Here is a 16,986-nt window from a genome sequence, read left to right on the forward strand (position 1 = left end):
CGGCATGGCGCCCGCCGAGTTCACGAACCGCCCCAGCCACGGGCATGAGGACACCGAAGCTAACTTATCAACGGCCTGAAAATGGGGAGCACGTCATCGCCTTGCTACGAGTAAGGTCGACCTTTTCGATCGTTTCAGTTTCGGGATCATAGTCGGAAGGAAAGCAGGCAGAAGGGGCATGTAGCATGTCCTCCCGCCGGGTCGCATCATCCCACACATAGCAGTCGAAAACAGGTCGGAGTTCGTCAATGGCCTGACCCCTAACCGCTGCGATATTTTCCTCCATAAGAGGATAGAATTTATCGTTCCATTTTTTCATTTCCGAAGAAAAGGCGCGATATATCAGGCAAATCTCTTCTTCCGTCATACTGGATTCCCTGGGGTGGAGCGTTGCAAGTGTCCGCTGCGTGCCACGGGCAATGCATCATTCTCCCAGCAGAAGGGCAAGTGCCGCATCGGAAGCGTCCAGTCCGGTGGTCTTCCGTATCATATCGCGAACCGCGTCGCGGGTGGCGGCGTCGATGCTAAAATCGTCGTCGAACAGGTTGCCGCCGCGTTCGACGATGAAATAGCGTAGCCAGGCGGCCAGAAGATCGAAGAAGCCGGAAAGATCGGGCGCGATCAGGGCGTAGGTCCAGTCCCCCTCGCCGTGGCGGGCATAATGGATCGCGCCGTTCGCACCGATGCTGATCGGATTGGCGGTCCAGTCGGCGATCACATGATGGCTCGCGTCCCAGTTCGCCGACGCCTCGCCAGTGCGGGCATCATACCGATAGCCTGCCTGACGTCCGGCCAGTTCATCCAGCGGATAGAAATAGAGTTCTTCCACGATGAACGGGAGTTCGGCGCCCGCAGGATAGCCTGTTGCCTCGATTTCCCGAGCAAGGGCATCACCGAAGATGGCGCAATCAACCGCCTGGTCGGGACGAGGCAAGGCGATCGCCACGCCTGTCTCCGCTCCCGCGCGGACGAGGTTCTGGGCTGCTTCGGCGTAGGTCATCGGGTCGTGCCGGGTTCCTGCGTATTTCGCTGCGCCTGCCGCCAATGCATCCTGGCCACCGGCAGCAGGTGCATGTGTTGCATCACGCGGTTTGAACGATGGAACGTGTCGTATCGTCTTCCGGATCGATAAAGACGTACAGTTGAGATGTATCGTGCTTTAAGCCATTCAGACTTAACTGCCCCACAAATATCAGGGGCCTTTCCCCTTCGAAAAGCCACGTGGGGGACTGCAGCCATTTTGGTGGTTTGCCCAGAAATATAAAATCCTGTGCTATCGCATCCTTCACGATGCCGCGTGATTTTTTGGCATTGTTTCCGCTTATTTTAGCCTGCATCTTTTTTACGTAGGATTCAGGAGGGTTCAGCCAGGACGGCATTGCCTTTAGTATAAGCTCATATTCCTGCAGGGTAGAATTGTCTTGGGCGTAGGAAACACCCTTCCAATCTAGAAATTTTGTAAGAACATCCTGCAGGTTGACGCTTGTTGCTGGGTTGTCATAGTTTTGACTGATTATGTATAAATACAATGATCCGTCGTTGGTATATGGCTTGGAATAAAATCCTTCGAAATTATCTTCTGCCTCGGGATTTGACGTAACCTTTTCGCAGAGCCCTTTTGCTGAAATTTTGCCTTCCACAAAGGAATTTATATCTTCAATCAGGTTCATGGCGCTGTCCCCCATACCTGCCTGTGTTAAATGCTGTATGAGATGAGCCTGCTGCTAACTCTCGAGATGTAAGTTTTATATGGCAACGTATCTTAATAGTATAATTCCAGAGAGCAATGCTTCCCTGTAATTATTATTCTAATATATCTTAGCTAATGCGTGAAACGAAGTTTTGAGTTAATTCTGGAGGATTTATCTCGATAGCAGAGCGATTTTCTATTTCTTTCGCTTCATCACTATCCGTTACGGTAACGAACAGCGTAATGTCATGCAATAATTTTGCTTGAGATTCACGGAGCTTACGAAGCGAAGCAATCATAATATTGATCAATTGGAGAAAGTCAGAGTCGTTTATTTCGTCATTTAATGCGACTTGCGTAAATGTATCATTTATCGGCTGAAAAATATCATCGCCAACCCCTTCAAAACACCATTCCGCCGGAGACCAGCGCAGATAACTTTTGTATTGCGGCGTTATTTCTTCAATAGCGCTTTCGCTGGATAGCTTTTCGTTAAAGCAGGACTCGGTAGTGGCGTTCAGGCCAAGGCCCATACCGTCTTCGGAGATAGATAGGCAAAGAGCATACAGCCCATCGATCCCGTTCTCGGCCACGAAATCGTCAAATGCTTGCCTGACAGCTTGTACAAGCTGGTTCTCGATAGCTTCCCAATCCATTGATCTTCCTTCCTCAAGGCCAGCCAAATACGGATGAGCCAATTTTTTGTAGTTCGCCCTTCATGGCACTGGTTGCTTCGGCGGGTGATAAGTTCTGACTGGAAATACGGGTATCTGCAGCTTCCAATCCGTCGGCCACCTGTCTTGCATTGGTGACACTATGTCCCCGATTTGGTGCCCACATAAGGGCATCGGGATCATTGACCGGATCGATATTGTACTTTGCCATTACGGCCCTGCTACGCCCTAGAGCGGTTTGCATTGGAGGAATGTTATCGAAATCTCCCTTGAAAACGATATGGTGGGCATGGGGTCGCGGCATACCGGTCGGGGGTCGGGTATTGGTTTGACGCGCGTACCATGCACCCCAATTACATTCCGCCAACCCCTCCGGGTCCATCCACCGCAACGGATCATGGACATAGGCATGGGTGCGCAGCCCGCCGTCCACGCCGATCGGGTCGGGGGAGAGATACTGGCCGGTATCGGGGTCGTAATAGCGGTTGAGGTTATAGTGCAGCCCGCTTTCCGCGTCCTCCCATTGCCCCGGAAAGCGCAGCGCGCAGGGTGTCGCCTCGTCTGCATCGCCCCCCGCCTGCCGGTCGCGCAGCAGGGCGCGGGCGGTGCGGGTGCGGCCCCATAGTTCGGGCTCGGCGCGCCAGCGGCACGCACCGTCCTCGCCGAACAGCGCGTGCGGCGCGCCCAGCTGGTCGGCGACGATCGGGAGCCATTCGCCCTCGGCGGCAAGCGGTTGCGCATCGGCTCCGGCCGGCACCAGCTCCTTGGCGAGCGGGCGCAGGCCACCGGGTTCGAAATGCCAGCGTTCGATCGACAGGCGGTCCTGCCCGTCCTCGCCGCCCGCATGGTGCCATGCCTCGGCCAGCGAAATGCCCTGCCACACATAGTCGACCCGCCGGGTTCCCGGAGCGTCGCCGCCGCCGACCAGCGCCTTGCCCACGCGCCGGCCGAATGCGTCGTAGCTGTAGCGCCAGCGCGCGCCGTCGGGCGTCTCCAGCCCGACCAACCGGTCGAACCCGTCCCAGCGATAGCGCCAGCAGCGCGGGCGAAAGCCATGTTCGGACAGGATGCGTTCGACCATCCGCCCGCGCGCGTCGTAGCGGAAGCGGTTGGCGCCCGCCTCGACCACGCAGTCGTGCCAGTAGCGGTGCTCGCCCGCCAATCCTTCGGCAAGGTTCATCAGCGCGTCGTAGCGATACGCCTCACGCATCCCGCCGCGCTCGACGCCGACCGCCTGGTCGCGCAGGTTGTAGTGGAAGCGGGTCTCGCCCGTGCCCGCCACCGATCCGCCATCGGCGATCCCGGTCAGCCGCCCGGTGCGATCCCAGTCATAGCGGCGCAGCAGCGCGTCCGGCGTCTCGCGCGTGCCCGAAAAGACCGCGACGCCCCCGGCCCGCTGTTCGGCAAGGCGACCGGCCGGGTCATAGGATTGCGCCAGCTGGAACGCGGTATGCGTGCCGAGCGCTGCCGTTTCGCGCAGTGTTTCCAGCCCGCTGGGGTCATGGGCGAAGCGCAGCGTGTGGCCGTTGCTGTCGTACCGGCGCAGCAGCCCGACATCGTCGAACTGCATCGCGGTTTCGCCGCTGGGGCTGGTCCGGCCAATACAGCGCCCGGCATCGTCATAGCGATAGGTGACGGCGATGCCGTTCTGCTCTTCGGCGATCAGCCGGCCCTTGCCGTCATAGCGGAGCGTGACGTCGGCGATCCGGCGGGGGGTGTCCTCCGCCAGCTGCCATGTCGTGGCCCCGGTCAGCCGGTCGGCATCGTCGTAGCGATAGGTGATCGCGTCGCTGCCGGCGATCACGCGGACGATGCGGTCGCGGTCGTCCCATTCGAAATGCTGCTCGGTCGCATCCGGCATCCGCTTGCCCAGCACCCGGCCGACCGCGTCGCGGGTATAGCGCGTCTCGCGCCCGGCCCAGTCGAGCTGCGCCTCTAGCCGGCCGGCGGCATCGTAGCGGAAGCGCCATGCCTGCCCGGTCGCATCGGTAATCATCGTCAGGCGGCCGGTGCCGTCATAGCCGAAACGGGTAGTGGCACCCATCGGATCGATCGTCTGGCGCAGCGTATCGAACGCGCCATGGACGAAGCGCGTCGTCTGTCCGTCGCCCCGGATGCGCGCGGCGAGCAGCCCTTCGCCATCATAGGCGAAGCGGATTTCGCCGCCATCGGGCATGCGCGTGCGGCTGACCGCGCCGCGCGGATTGTCGGGCGATCGGTCATAGAACCAGTTGCTGGTGCGCCCGGCCGGATCGGTGTGGTCGAGCAGCCGCCCGAACCGGTCCCAGCGATAGCGGGTGACCCGCGCCGCGCCGGTGGCGGACGGCGGGTCGTGACGTGCGACCGGGCGACCGGCCGCATCGTTTTCATATCGGGTGGTGCCCGCGCCGACGACGCTTTCCTCGACCAGCGCGCCGCGTTCGTCGTAGCGGGCGGTGCCCCGGATGCCGTCGGTGCCGGTCCATGCCGTGATGTTGCCGGCGGCGTCGCGCGTCCACGCCGCGCTACCCTCCGGCCCGGCGAACGCCACCAGCGCCCCCCACCGATCATAGCGCCACGCCGCGCTGCGCCCGGCCCAGTCGGTCTGCGCGATCAGCCGGCCGTCACCGTCATAGGCGAAGCGGGTTTCGCGGCCGGCGGGGTCGATGCGGCGCTGCAACCGCTCCAGCGCGTCCCATTCGCTGATCGTGCGCGCGCCGAGCGGATCGACCTCCTCGACCACCAGGTTGTTCGCGTCGTAGCGGAAGCTGGTGACCGCGCCGGTCGCATCGACATAGCGCGACAGGCGCTGTTCCGGGAAATAGAGGAACCGGTCGTCGAACATGCCGTCGCCGGTACGCGTGCCGGTCACCCGCCCGGCCGCATCGTACAGGATCTCGACCCTGGTCGGGCCGCTGTCCTGCCACCCGTTCAGCCAGCCTTCGCGCGAATAACGATAATGGAATTCGCCGGTGAAACTGCCCAGCACGTCGAGCAGCTGCCCGCCCGCGTCATAGCGATAGCGGACGACGGGCTCGCGCTCGCCCTCCATCCACAGCGCGTTGATCCAGCCCTGCGGCGTGGTGTCGATGCGAAAGGTCGTGCCGTCGGGAACGCGGACCTGCCGCAGCCGCCCCTCGGCATCGCGGGCGAAGGCGATGCGGTTGCCGCTGCGATCCTCGATTCCGGCCAGCAACAGCATCGCGGGATCGCGGGTGGGCGCGAACAACAGGAATTGCTGGCTGCGACTGTCGTAGAGGCGCAAGGCATCGTGCGTGCCGGTCAGGTGGTAATAGGGCGCTTTCAGGTGGCGGGCATCGACATGGGCGTCGTCGCCGATCGCGAACAGCAGCCGCTGTCCCCCGGCATCCTCCAGCAGGACGGTCCCCGCCGCCGCGTCGAGCAGCAGCCGCTGCGACCAGTTGCAGATCCAGCGCGGGCCCAGCGCCCCTTCGACCCGCATCCTGCCCGGATAGGTACGATCGAGGCGCAGCGGCAGCAGCCCCGGATATTCGAAATCGGTGCGCGCATCGGCATAGTCGCCGGTGACGACATCGACCGGCTCACCGAACAGCCGGCGCAGCGGGCCGTCGAGCAGCCCGCCCTTGCGCGTCGCCGACCGCATGCCCGCGACCTCGGCGACCGACAGCAGCAGCTGTTCGGCGACCGACAGCGCGGCATCGGGCGTGCCATAGCTGCCGGTGGTATTGTCGGCGAAGATCGTCGTGCACCCTTCCTGCACCACGGCGTCGCACGACAGCTTGTGGCCGATCCGCGCCATGGGCAGGCTGTTGATGTAGATCGTCTCGCTGCCCTCGATGATCGCGGAGGGCGGGGTGCCGGGATGCTTGGTACAGGCGGCGGTGTCGGTGACGCGCGCGGCCTTCTTCCCCTCCAGGAACACGTTGGGGGACCCGGTGTTGATCGGGCCGGACAGGGTGGCGGTCTTGGCACCGGCACCGGCGATGGCGGTGGTGACGAAGCCGCCCGCCGCGCCCGCGCCGAACGCGACCGCCGCGCCCACCAGCGGTGCCGCCATGCCCGCCGTGCCGATGATCGCCGCCGCGCTGACCGCCACCACCGCGCCGACGACGATCCCGGCCGCGATCCCGGCGAGCAGGCCGTTGAAGGTATTGTCGTGCGCGATCTGGTGTTCAATATGCGCGGGCTGTGGTCCGGGCGATGCGATGCGTTTCGCGCCGAATTGTTTTGCTACCCAGAAGGCTGCCTCGTCCGCATGGACCGCTTCGGCAAGCGCCGCCCCCGCCATTGCCCCTGCGATCGGCGCGGCGATCCGCCCGGCGAAGCATTTAACCGCGGCCATCCCGCCGGACATGCCGGCCGATGCGGCGCCGGCCGCGACGATCCCGCCCGATACGACATGGCCGGTGGTGGCGATCGCCGATACGGTGCCGGCGTTGCTCGACGCCGCCGTCCGGTCGCGCAGGTCGCTGAGCTTCGCGTCGGCGGTGGGCGTCGGGGCGGGGGTCGCGGGTCCCGTCACGCCGTCGCGTCCGTTATGCGGCGGCGAAGCTGAACGAGGTGATCGCGGCGATCAGCGCGTCGCGCGTTTCGACCTCCAGCCCCCCCGGGATCGACCCGGTGAAGTTCAGGATCGCATTGTCGCTGTGCAATACCATGGCCATTACCTGATGGATCGGTTTCCCGTCGGTCTTCCAGGCAAGTTCGATGAAATGTGCCTCATGCCCGTCGATGCGACCGGGGGCGTCGGCGATCGCCTCGAACCCGGCAAGCTGCGCTGCGAAATTCTGGCGCTGCTGGATCACATAGTCCTGGAACGTCATCCCCATCGGCAACCGGTCGCGGGCGATGACGAGGCTGGTGCCCATGACCTTGGCGTCGCGGGGCAGCAGCACGTTGATGCTCTGATCCTGCCACGGCATCGGCGCGGCGAGCGATCCTTCAGCAATCCGATACGCCATGCGTGGTCTCTCTCCGCTGTCGATCGTTACACGTCTAGGTAGCGGCTCGAACCGGCTGCGCCTACCCTTGTTGCAAATAACCGCCTGATTTGGACCGGATGCACGTGGATGGAGGTTGCGGATGAGCGGTAGGGACCGGCCGGTCGTGGGGCAGATTTTCTACGTCCCGCTATACGAAGGGGGGTATGCATTCGGTTACGTTACGCTGATTGACAAGCAGGCAGGGATAATCGTCAATTTGTTCGACTTGGTTTGTGATATGAATGACGTGCCAGCCAATATATCGGCAGTACCCATTGTGCTGCGTGACATGCTAGTCAGCGGTGCCGAATTCAGTCGCTTGAAGGAGATGCCCGATAAGCAATGGAAGCTTACACCGCACCATATGCCCAACGACGTCCATCCCGACGTCGCGTTGTTCATTATGCGGTCACGGCCGGTATATCAGCTTATCGATCTTGCGAATGGTCGGAGCAAGCGGCCGGCAACTGAGGAAGAGATCGCGCGGTACCCCGTCCTGTCGACCAAGTTCCCGCCGTTCACCACCAAGATCGTCGAGAAGGCAGTGCGCCATCTGGATATCGATCCGAAGCTGATCGGTGTCGACCGTGCCGCAGGGACGGTGCACTGACGCGCTATTCCGGCTGACCGTTGATGAGCCGAACCCGCAACTGCCGGTAATAGCGGGCCGACGCGGCATTGCCCGCGCGGCGGTGCGCCTCGGCGGCGGTGGCGGCGCCGGCGAAGCTGTTCTGGAAGGCGCGTTCGGATGTCGCCGAGGCCTGATCCATCATCGGGGTTGCCGGCTCCGGTACGGCGGCAACCAGCCTGAAGCCGCCCTCATCCAGCAGGGCGATCCCTAAGACCCCTTGGCCTTTTCGCGCGCGCCCGGCGAGCACGCCCGTCTCGCCATCTGCGAAGCGCACCCGCCCGGCGCCCAGTCCGTCGGCCAGCCCGGCGCGGCATCCGCCGGCCCAGCCCCCCATGACCGGCCCGCCCTCCACCGCGATGCGGCAGCGGACGCTGGTCGCCGGGGCGGGTGCCGCTGCGAGCAGGGGCAGGAGGAGAAGGGCCAGGATACGCGCGCTGCCTGCCATAGCGTCACCTCGATCATTAGACATGTCGACACATCGACACCCCTGGCCCGCCGGTGGACAGACCTGTCTGGCGCGCGATGCTATAGCGTGAGGCGCACCGTCGCCAGCACCGATCGCGGGCTACCTGGCATGTTGAGCAGCGGCGAGCTGCCATGGCCCGCCACGATGTAGCGGCGGTCGAACAGGTTGTAGCCGTTGACCTGCACCCGGATCGCCGGGGCGACATCGACCCAGGCGAGCGCATCGGCGGTGACATAGCCCGGCAGCGTCGTCGTGTTCGCCGGGTCGGCCCAGCGATCGCCGACGACATTGCCGCCGCCGCCAAGGCCGAACCGGCCGAAATCGCGCACCAGCGACACATTCGCCTGATGGGTCGGCGTCAGCGTCGCGCCGCGCCCGATGAGCGACGGCGTGGCCGAGGCGACGATCTTTGCATCCAGATACGCATAGCCCGCGACCGCGCGCCAGCCACCCAGGTCGAACTGCCCCGACAGCTCGATGCCGCGCGTGCGCTGCGTTCCGATCGGCAGCACGGCCTGCGTCACGGGATCGGTGCCCTTGATGCCGGTACGCCGCAGGATGAAGCCCGCCGCCTGCAGCCCCAACCGGCCGCCGAAGAGCGTGTATTTCGCGCCGATCTCGCGGTTGGTCGTCTCTTCGGGGGCGATGTCGGCCGTGGTCGCCGCCAGGCCGAACTGCTCGGCCGAAGGCTGGAAGCTGCGGCTCCACGATGCATAATAGGATTGCGCATCGTCGGGCTGAAAGACGAGGCCGGCGCGCGGGCTCCAGTTGCGATCGGTGCGGGCGAAATCGGCTTGGCCCGCAAGCCGCTGATCGGTGCGCTGGCGATAGATGTCGTGGCGCAGCCCGACCAGTGCCTTGAACCCATGCCCGATATCGATCAGGTCCTGGACATAGAGGCCGGTGGTGTCGAGCCGGTTGCGCTGGTTCGCCGACAGCGCGGTAAAGCTCGCATTGTCGACCACCGGGTTGACCGGGTCGAGCAGCGAGGTGACCGCGACGACGCGGGTGGCGATGGTCCGGGCATCCTTCACCTGTCGCGCGATCTCCACGCCGTACAGGATGCTGTGGTCCATGCCGGCGATGGTTGCGCGCTGGGTCAGCTCGGTCTGGTTCGACCAGCCATCCTCGGTGCGGTCGATGCCGCCATGGCTGAGCGTCACGGTGCGCGCGGCGGCGTTCACGGCGCTCGGCATCGTATTGCGGCGGCGCAGGCGGTAGCCATAGTGGCGAAAGCCGTTGCGTAAGCTCAGGCTGTCCGAGAAGCGGTGGAGCACGGTCGCCCCCTGCCCCAGCACTTCGGAGCGCACGGCATCGGCGGTGCGGGCATTGGCCGCGCCATAATAGGTCCGGGGGTTCACCGCGACCGGGCGACCGTTCACCGCCGGGATGCCGAAGTCGTTGACCCGCCGGTCGGCCAGGTAATCGGCCTGTACCAGCAGCGACGTCGCCTTGCCCCGCCCGAACACGAACGACGGCGCGATGGCGGTGCGGCGCAGCAGGCCCTGTTCGCGGAAGCTGTCGCTGTCCTGGTACGCGCCGGTCACCCGCACGCCGACGCCGCTGTCGCTATCGACCCGGCCGATATCGAACTCGCCGCGCACATTGCCGAACGACCCGCCGCTGATCGCCGCGCTGGTCACGTCGCCATCGGGTTTCTTCGTCACGCGGTTGATGAGGCCACCCGACGATCCGCGCCCGTACAGCACCGCCGCCGGGCCCTTCACCACCTCGATCCGCTCGACGTTCGACAGGTCGCGGAAATACAGGCCGTCGTCGCGGAAGCCGTCGACATATTGGTCGGCGATCGCGGAAAAGCCGCGGATCGTCACTTGGTCGCGCTGGCCGTCGCCCGATGCAAAGCCGACCCCGGCGACGTTCTTCAGCGCGTCCTGCACCGACAGCGCGCGCTGGTCGCGCAGCACCTCGGCACCCACCACCGCCACCGATTGCGGCAGGTCGCGAAGCGGTGCCGGCGTCTTGGCGATGGCGCTGTCCTGCGGGACATAGCCGTTGTCGCCGGCGGTGCCGGTGACGACGATCTCCTGCGGATCGGCCTCGGGCATGCCGGGCACGACGACGGGAGCCGCCGCGGCCAGTGCCGCGACGACGAACGGAAACGACATGGAAACTCCCCCATCAAATGATGTTGAGAGTAGTTATCAGTAGCATTCGCAGGATGCAAGCGGGAGCGTAACGATCGCGGTGATCGCTGCCCCAAGGTACGTACCCCCGCGCTGGCGGGGGTACGTCATGGAAGCAGGCCGGGTCTGCCCGGCAGGATCAGCGCGCGACTGGTACCTCCGCGATGTTCCACCCGCGCAAGGTCACGCCGGGTGCGGCGATGACGGTGGCCGGATAACGGATGGTGATCGTCCGTTTCTCGCCCGGCAGCAGGGCCACGTAATTGTCGCTGTAGAAGGCGGGCAGGATGCGCTTGCCGTCGGGGCCGAGCAGCGTCAGCTTGGCGTTGAGCGCGGGCACCTGGCCGTCATTGGCGAGGTCGACCGTGACCATCCGGTCGCTGCCGTCGACCACCGGGGCCGCCATCCGCGCGGTGAGGGTGGCGGGGGCAAGGCCGTTCAGCGCCTGGTACGAAGCGGCATCGCGCCCGCGCCAGTAGAAATTGTCCGACACCCGCCGGCCCGCCGCATCGTTGAGCGTCAGCCGGACCAGCACCACCGGATGCGCCGTATAGAGGCGGTCGAGCGGCACGGGGCTGAGCGGCGTCGCGCGGTTGGCCAGCGCGTCGACGCGGTCCGTCCGCGTGAACAGCTGCGCATTGTCCAGCCCGACGACGCGCACGGTCGCGGTCAACCCCTTCGCATCGGCCTGCGTCGTGTTCAGCACCACCAGTTCATTGCCCGGCAGGTTCAGCTGGACATGCAGCGGCTCGGCGGCCTTTTTCGCCCCGTAATAGGCGGCGTGGGTGTCGTAATCCCACGAATAAATCTGCCACGCATTCGACGGCCAGGCCGGGTGCGTCATCCACAGCAGCCGCCCGCTATTCTTGGTCCACAAATGGCCCAGGAACCCCTCGTACATCGCCTTGTGCGTTTCGAGGTTCATCATCTGCGCCTTGCGCTCGAAATCGGCGAAGTCGCGGCCGGGACCGAACATCGTCGCCAGCGTCTGCATGAACGTCTTCGTGTCGCCGTTCCCGGCGAAATGCCAGTCGTGATAGGCCAGCACGTCGCCCAGCGGCCAGCGATCGGCGGCGGGCACATAGGACGCGATCGATTCCGCCGTCGACAGCGACGGCGTGCCCGTCTCCACCGAGAAACCGGTGGCGAGATCGGTGAAATACCCCTCCGGTGCGCGGTAGTTATACGGGCCGGACCCCTGCAAATTCACGACGTTCGAGCTGCCGGTGAACCAGCGCGTGCCGTCCAGCTGGAACACGGCATCGTCCAGCCCCTCGTTCAGCGCCGGATAGGGCACGCCTTCGTTGCGGCCGAACCACAGGATGATCGACGGGTGGTTGCGATAGCGGGCGATGGTGTCGCGCGCGTTGCTGAGGAACAGCGATGCATCGTCCGGCTCGATCTGGAAATTCTGGGTCGATTGCCAGAAATCGTTCAGGACCATCATGCCGTTCTCATCGGCCAGGTCGTAGAATTCCTCTTCGGTATTGGTCCCCATCCAGTTGCGGATGACGTTCATGTGCGCCTCGCGCTGGAGGCGGAAGAAGGGGGCGAGCCAGGCATAGCTCACCCGCTTCATCGCATCGTCCATGCCCCAGTTGCCGCCGCGCGCGGCAATCTTCACGCCGTTCACCCGGATGGCCAGATGCGGTTCGGGCAGGGTTTCGGCGATCGGGGTGACCGCGCGCGACACTTCCCCCGCAGGCGTCAGCGATTCCGCCCATCCGGTCGGCGACTGCTTGATCGCACCGTGGCGGACGTCGATCAGCTTCTGGCCCGACAGGCCGCCATCGGTGGTCTGCACGTTGACGCGGCGTAAGCGTCCGGCGGCATCGAACAGCGACAGGTCGTAGCTGACCTCGCGGATGCCGAAGCGCTGCGCCTTGCTGTCCGACACGCCGCTGGCGTCGCTGACCTGATAGGTCGCGTGATAGAGATGCGGGTCGCCATAGCCGTTGGGCCACCACAATTTCGGATTGGCGACGCGGAGCGCGGGGAAATCGGCGGGGGTGAAGCGCACCTCGCTGCGCCCGGTCGGCGCGGTCACGCTCTTTTCGACCGCGACGCCTTCGAACGCGACCTTCACCGTGACCTGCGTCGCCGGGCCGCTATTGTCGATCGGTACGGTCACCAGCACGTCGGCGCGGTCGGTGCGCGGCAGCGGCAGGTCGGTGACGACATGGGGGTCGAGGATGCGGACGTTGCCGTGCGCGACCAGCTCGACCGGCCGCCACAGGCCGGTATTGCGGTCGCGGATGCCCGGAATCCAGTCCCACCCCTCGGTCGCGACGAAGGTCGGGCCGTCGATCGCCAGCTGCCCGCCATTTTCGCCGACGCCCGCGCTGACCGATTGTTCGTGCGGGATGCCGGGGTGCGGCGGCGGCGAGACCTTGACCGCGATCACATTCTCGCCCGCCTGGGGCACGAAATCGAACTGGCCGCGAATGAACGCGCCGCGCGTGCTGCCCAGCTTCGCACCGTTGAGCCAGATGTCGGCGGCATAGTTGATGCCGCCGAACACGATCGTCAGCTTCCGGCCCACCGCTTCCGCCGGCACGGTGAAGCGGGTGCGGTACCAGTAATCCTGCCGCGCCAGCTTCTCCGGGATCTTCAGGTTGTTGAGGCCATAATAGGGATCGGGATAGACGCCGCGGTCGACCAGCGTCTGCAACACCGTGCCCGGCACCGTCGCCGCGCGCCAGTCGCCCTTGGGATTGCCCGGCCGCGACAGCGTGGCGCCGTCGCCCGCCACATCGGGCGCGGCGGCGAGCTGCCAGCCATTGATCTGCCACCGGCCTGGCGCGGTCGGCTGCATGGCGGGGGCGGTCGGCAGCGGCTTGGACGTGGGCGCGCTATAGGCGTCGCCCTTGGTCTGCGGCAGGGTCCATGCGTCCTGCTGCTGGGTCAGGCCGATATTGGCCTGTTTCTGGAACGGCCAGCTGACGCCGACCTCCCATAGCTGGACATTGGCGAAGTCGGGGCGCGGCATCGCGGCGATGTCGGCGGCCGACAGCGCGCGGTCGTGCAGCGTCACGCCGACCAAAGTACCGCCGAAATGGGGCTGGCCCGGCACCGCGCGCGCGACGTGCAGCACGCCGGCGGTCGCAGCCGACCGCGCCGCCCCGGTCGCGACGCGGCGACCGTCGACATACAGCGTCGCGCGCGTGCCGTCGGACACGGCGGCAACCTGCGTCCAGCGGCCGGGGGCGATCGCCGGGCCGGTCAGCGTGGCGCTGCCATCGGTCAGCGTCAGCCGCCCGTCGCGGAGCGCCAACACCCGTGCGTCGCCCAGCGCCACCAGCGGCACCATACCCGCCTGTCGCGCATCGCCCTTCACCCACAATGTCACGCTGTACGGCGCACCGGCCTGCGTCACCGGCCCCTCGACCGGGCGTTCGATGCCGATGCCGCCGGGCAGGAAGCTGGCATTGTACGGCCCGCGATTCACCGGCACCTGTGCCCCGGCGATGCCTGCCCCGGCGACGCTGGCCAGCAGCGCGGCTATGATGCCCAGTTTCATGCGGAAGTCCTTTTCGTCAGGTCGGCGCTGATCGTTTCGAGATCGCGGCCACGGGTTTCGGGAAAGAAGCGCCAGACCAGCAGCGCCTGCACCAGCATCGCGGCGGCAAAGCCCCAGAAGGGCAAGGCGCGGTCCCACTGCGCCACCAGCGGGAAGGCAAAGGACAGCACCGCATTGGCGACCCAATGCGTCGCGCTGCCGATCGCCTGTCCGCGCGCCCGCACGTCGGTCGGGAAGATTTCGCTCAAATACACCCAGATCACCGCACCCTGCGACATGGCGAAGGCGGCGATGAACAGGATGAGGAGCGGCAGCAGCAGTGCGGGCGATGCCGCCCCCATATAGACCAAGGCGACCCCGCCCAGCGCGATCGCGGTGATGAGGCCGCCACCGATCAGCAGCGGCTTGCGCCCCACCCGGTCGATCACGCCCATGCCGATGACGGTCGCGATCAGGTTGGCGACGCCGATCGCGATCGCCTGTACGTCACCCGACACGCCGGTGAACCCGGCGGCGGCGAAAATGTCGTTGAGGTAATAGAGGATCGCGTTGATCCCCGACAGCTGGTTGAACAGCCCGATGGCGATGGCGAGCAGGATCGGCGTGGCGTGCAGCCGCCAGTCGAGCCGCCCGGTGCCGCCACCCTCCCCCGCCGGAATGGCGTCGAGGCCAAGCCGCGCGGCGGCGCGGTCCGCGTCGTCGCTCCGCCCGCGCGCACTCAGCCAGCGCGGGCTCTGCGGCAGGCCGGTCAGCAGGATCAGGAACAGCGCCGCCGGCACCGCCGCCACGCCCAGCTTCCACCGCCACGCGATGTCAGGCGCGACCGCCTGCGCGACCAGATAGTTGCTGAGATAGGCGATCAGGATGCCCGCGACGATGTTGAACTGGAACAGCCCGACCAGCAGCCCGCGCCGCTTCGCCGAACTGATCTCGGCGATATAGACCGGAACCAGCACCGACGACGCGCCGATCGCCAGACCGCCAAGCACGCGAAACGCGACGAAGCCGGTCAGCGTGGTGGCGATGGCGCACCCGATCGCGGAGACGACATAGAGGAAGCCGATGACGCGCAGCACGGCCAGGCTGCCCCAACGGTCCCCCGGCGCGCCGCTGAACAACGCCCCGACCAGCGTGCCCCAGAGTGCTGCGGACACGGCAAGGCCCAGCCCCGCTTCAGAGAGCGCATAGTTGCTGCGCAGCGCATCGGTCACGCCCGAAATGACGGCGGTGTCGAACCCGAACAACAGCCCGCCAAGGCTCATCGCGACGACGGCGCGGGTGTGGGTGGCGCCGCTCATGCGCCCGCCACCCGGTTCAGGAACACCCCATGCGGTTCGGCATGGGCCAACGTCTTCCCGATCGCCTCGCGCATCCGCGCAAAACTGTCGGCCAGCGTGTCGGCGGGGATGGCATCGGCCAGCGGCGAATGGCGCTGCGGCAGGTCGCCGAACCCCGCATAGAGGCTCAGCCAGCTCGGGTCCTGGAACGTATCCCACTCGTTGCGCACGAATTCTCCTCCCGAACGCCATGCGTCCAGCTTGATCTGCAAGGGTTCTGGCGGTTCGACCGCGCGGATCGCCTGCCAGAAGGGTTCGTCCCGACCATTGGCAAGGTAATGGAGGAACAGGAAGTCGCGCAGCCGTTCGAACTCCAGCACCGATTGCCGGTTATAGGTTGCGGCAAGGCGCGGGTCGCAGTCCTTGTTGGGGAACAGCGCGACGAAGCGTTCGAGGCCCGACTGGATGAGCGAGATGCTGGTGGATTCGAGCGGTTCCAGAAAGCCGGACGCCAGCCCGAGGCCAACGACATTGCCCGACCAGAACCGCTCGCGGTGGCCGGTGGTGAAACGCAGCCGGTTGGGGTCGGCCAGCGGTGCGCCCTCCAGACTGGCGATCAGCGCCTCCTCGGCATCGCCGTCCGACTGGAAATCACTGCAATAGACCGATCCGTTGCCGATGCGGTGGCGAAGCGGGATGCGCCATTGCCACCCTGCCTTGCGCGCGGTGGCGACGGTATAAGGGACGGGATCGCCCGGCGCGGCCTGACACGGAATGGCGACGGCGCGGTCGCACGGCAGCCAGTGGCGCCAGTCGACATAGGGCACGCCCAGCGCCTCGCCCAGCAACAGGCTGCGAAACCCCGACGCGTCGATCCACAGGTCGCCGGCGATCTCGCGTCCGTCGTCGAGCGTGACGTGGGTGACATGCCCACGCGCCGGATCGGTCGCGACCTGTTCGATCCGCCCGTCGAGATGCGCGACGCGGTTGGCGAGTGCCAGGCGGCGCAGCAGCGCCGCGAACTTCGCCGCATCGAAATGCAGCGCGAAGTTGAACACGCCCAGGTCGTTGGCGGGCCGGTCGGCGGGCGGCAGGAACAGCCCGTTGCGCGCCAGCTGCGTCGCGAGGCAATAATCGCCGATCAGCCCGGCGCGCCCGGCGGCGTGGAGCTTCAGCCAGTATTGATGGAACGCGACCCCGCCCGCGCCCACGCCGTACAGGCCGAACGGGTGGAAGAAGCGATGCGCCTCCCCGCCCCAGCCATCGAAGCGGATGCCGTATTTGATCGTGCCGCCGGTCTCGCGCAGCACATCGGGTTCACCCAGTTCGATCGCCGACAGGAAATCGCGGATCGCGGGCACCGTCGCTTCCCCCACGCCGACCGTGCCGATCGCCGCGCTGTCGATGACGGTGATCGACAGGTTCAGATGGGTCAGCCGCCGCGCGAGATAGGTCGCCGCCATCCACCCGGCGGTGCCGCCGCCGACGATGACGATCGATCGAACCGGTTCGTGCGGCATCGTTCCCCCCTGTTCGCCCGTGTCGCCCGTGGCGTTCGTATCGCTCACCACCGTACCCCCGCGCAGGCGGGGGTCCAGAGCCAAGCAGAACAGCGTTGGCGTATGAGGCCCTGGACCCCCG

At 65.7% G+C, this 16,986-nt stretch carries 12 protein-coding genes; 1 reads left to right on the top strand and 11 read right to left on the bottom strand.

The annotated features are described in order from the left end of the window. Positions 1–67: 67 nt before the first annotated feature. The 6 genes from ASE67_RS18320 to ASE67_RS16875 all read right to left on the bottom strand — a co-directional run bounded on the left by ASE67_RS18320 (position 68) and on the right by ASE67_RS16875 (position 7,286). Positions 68–367, bottom strand: a complete 300-nt coding sequence (locus ASE67_RS18320) for an NTF2 fold immunity protein (RefSeq protein ID WP_156348683.1) — start codon at positions 365–367, stop codon at positions 68–70. A gap of 57 nt (positions 368–424) precedes the next feature. Beyond that, complete coding sequence (locus ASE67_RS16865; protein WP_055764032.1) at positions 425–1,000, bottom strand: hypothetical protein; 576 nt, start codon at positions 998–1,000, stop codon at positions 425–427. 82 nt (positions 1,001–1,082) lie between these two features. Then, positions 1,083–1,670, bottom strand: coding sequence for a hypothetical protein (locus ASE67_RS18325; protein WP_156348684.1), 588 nt, complete (start codon positions 1,668–1,670; stop codon positions 1,083–1,085). Positions 1,671–1,818: 148 nt separating this feature from the next. After that, positions 1,819–2,346, bottom strand: coding sequence for a DUF4303 domain-containing protein (locus ASE67_RS17900; RefSeq protein WP_082457228.1), 528 nt, complete (start codon positions 2,344–2,346; stop codon positions 1,819–1,821). Positions 2,347–2,359: 13 nt separating this feature from the next. Then, positions 2,360–6,847 carry an RHS repeat-associated core domain-containing protein gene (locus ASE67_RS16870; RefSeq protein WP_055764034.1) on the bottom strand — a complete coding sequence of 1,496 codons (4,488 nt, stop codon included), beginning with the start codon at positions 6,845–6,847 and terminating at the stop codon, positions 2,360–2,362. Between the two features lie 13 nt (positions 6,848–6,860). Then, positions 6,861–7,286 carry a DUF1795 domain-containing protein gene (locus ASE67_RS16875; protein WP_055764036.1) on the bottom strand — a complete coding sequence of 142 codons (426 nt, stop codon included), beginning with the start codon at positions 7,284–7,286 and terminating at the stop codon, positions 6,861–6,863. 121 nt (positions 7,287–7,407) lie between these two features. Between ASE67_RS16875 and ASE67_RS18330 the strand changes: the two genes are divergently transcribed. After that, the gene (locus ASE67_RS18330) at positions 7,408–7,917 is read left to right on the top strand and encodes a hypothetical protein (RefSeq protein ID WP_156348686.1); all 510 of its coding nucleotides are present in this window, start codon (positions 7,408–7,410) and stop codon (positions 7,915–7,917) included. A gap of 4 nt (positions 7,918–7,921) precedes the next feature. Here ASE67_RS18330 and ASE67_RS16885 read toward each other — a convergent pair whose 3' ends face one another. The 5 genes from ASE67_RS16885 to ASE67_RS16905 form a co-directional block, all read right to left on the bottom strand. Then, positions 7,922–8,383, bottom strand: coding sequence for a hypothetical protein (locus ASE67_RS16885; RefSeq protein ID WP_055764040.1), 462 nt, complete (start codon positions 8,381–8,383; stop codon positions 7,922–7,924). A gap of 80 nt (positions 8,384–8,463) precedes the next feature. Beyond that, on the bottom strand, positions 8,464–10,530 hold the full coding sequence (locus ASE67_RS16890) for a TonB-dependent receptor (RefSeq protein WP_055764042.1): 2,067 nt from the start codon (positions 10,528–10,530) through the stop codon (positions 8,464–8,466). Between the two features lie 157 nt (positions 10,531–10,687). After that, positions 10,688–14,068, bottom strand: a complete 3,381-nt coding sequence (locus ASE67_RS16895) for a glycoside hydrolase family 2 (protein WP_055764044.1) — start codon at positions 14,066–14,068, stop codon at positions 10,688–10,690. After that, positions 14,065–15,366, bottom strand: coding sequence for a sugar porter family MFS transporter (locus tag ASE67_RS16900; protein WP_055764046.1), 1,302 nt, complete (start codon positions 15,364–15,366; stop codon positions 14,065–14,067). The genes ASE67_RS16895 and ASE67_RS16900 overlap by 4 nt, the downstream gene beginning before the upstream one ends. Further along, complete coding sequence (locus tag ASE67_RS16905) at positions 15,363–16,913, bottom strand: tryptophan halogenase family protein (RefSeq protein WP_235511975.1); 1,551 nt, start codon at positions 16,911–16,913, stop codon at positions 15,363–15,365. Before ASE67_RS16905 ends, ASE67_RS16900 begins: the two co-directional genes overlap by 4 nt. Positions 16,914–16,986 lie beyond the last annotated feature (73 nt).

This window comes from Sphingomonas sp. Leaf23 (assembly GCF_001421585.1).
Lineage (GTDB): Bacteria > Pseudomonadota > Alphaproteobacteria > Sphingomonadales > Sphingomonadaceae > Sphingomonas.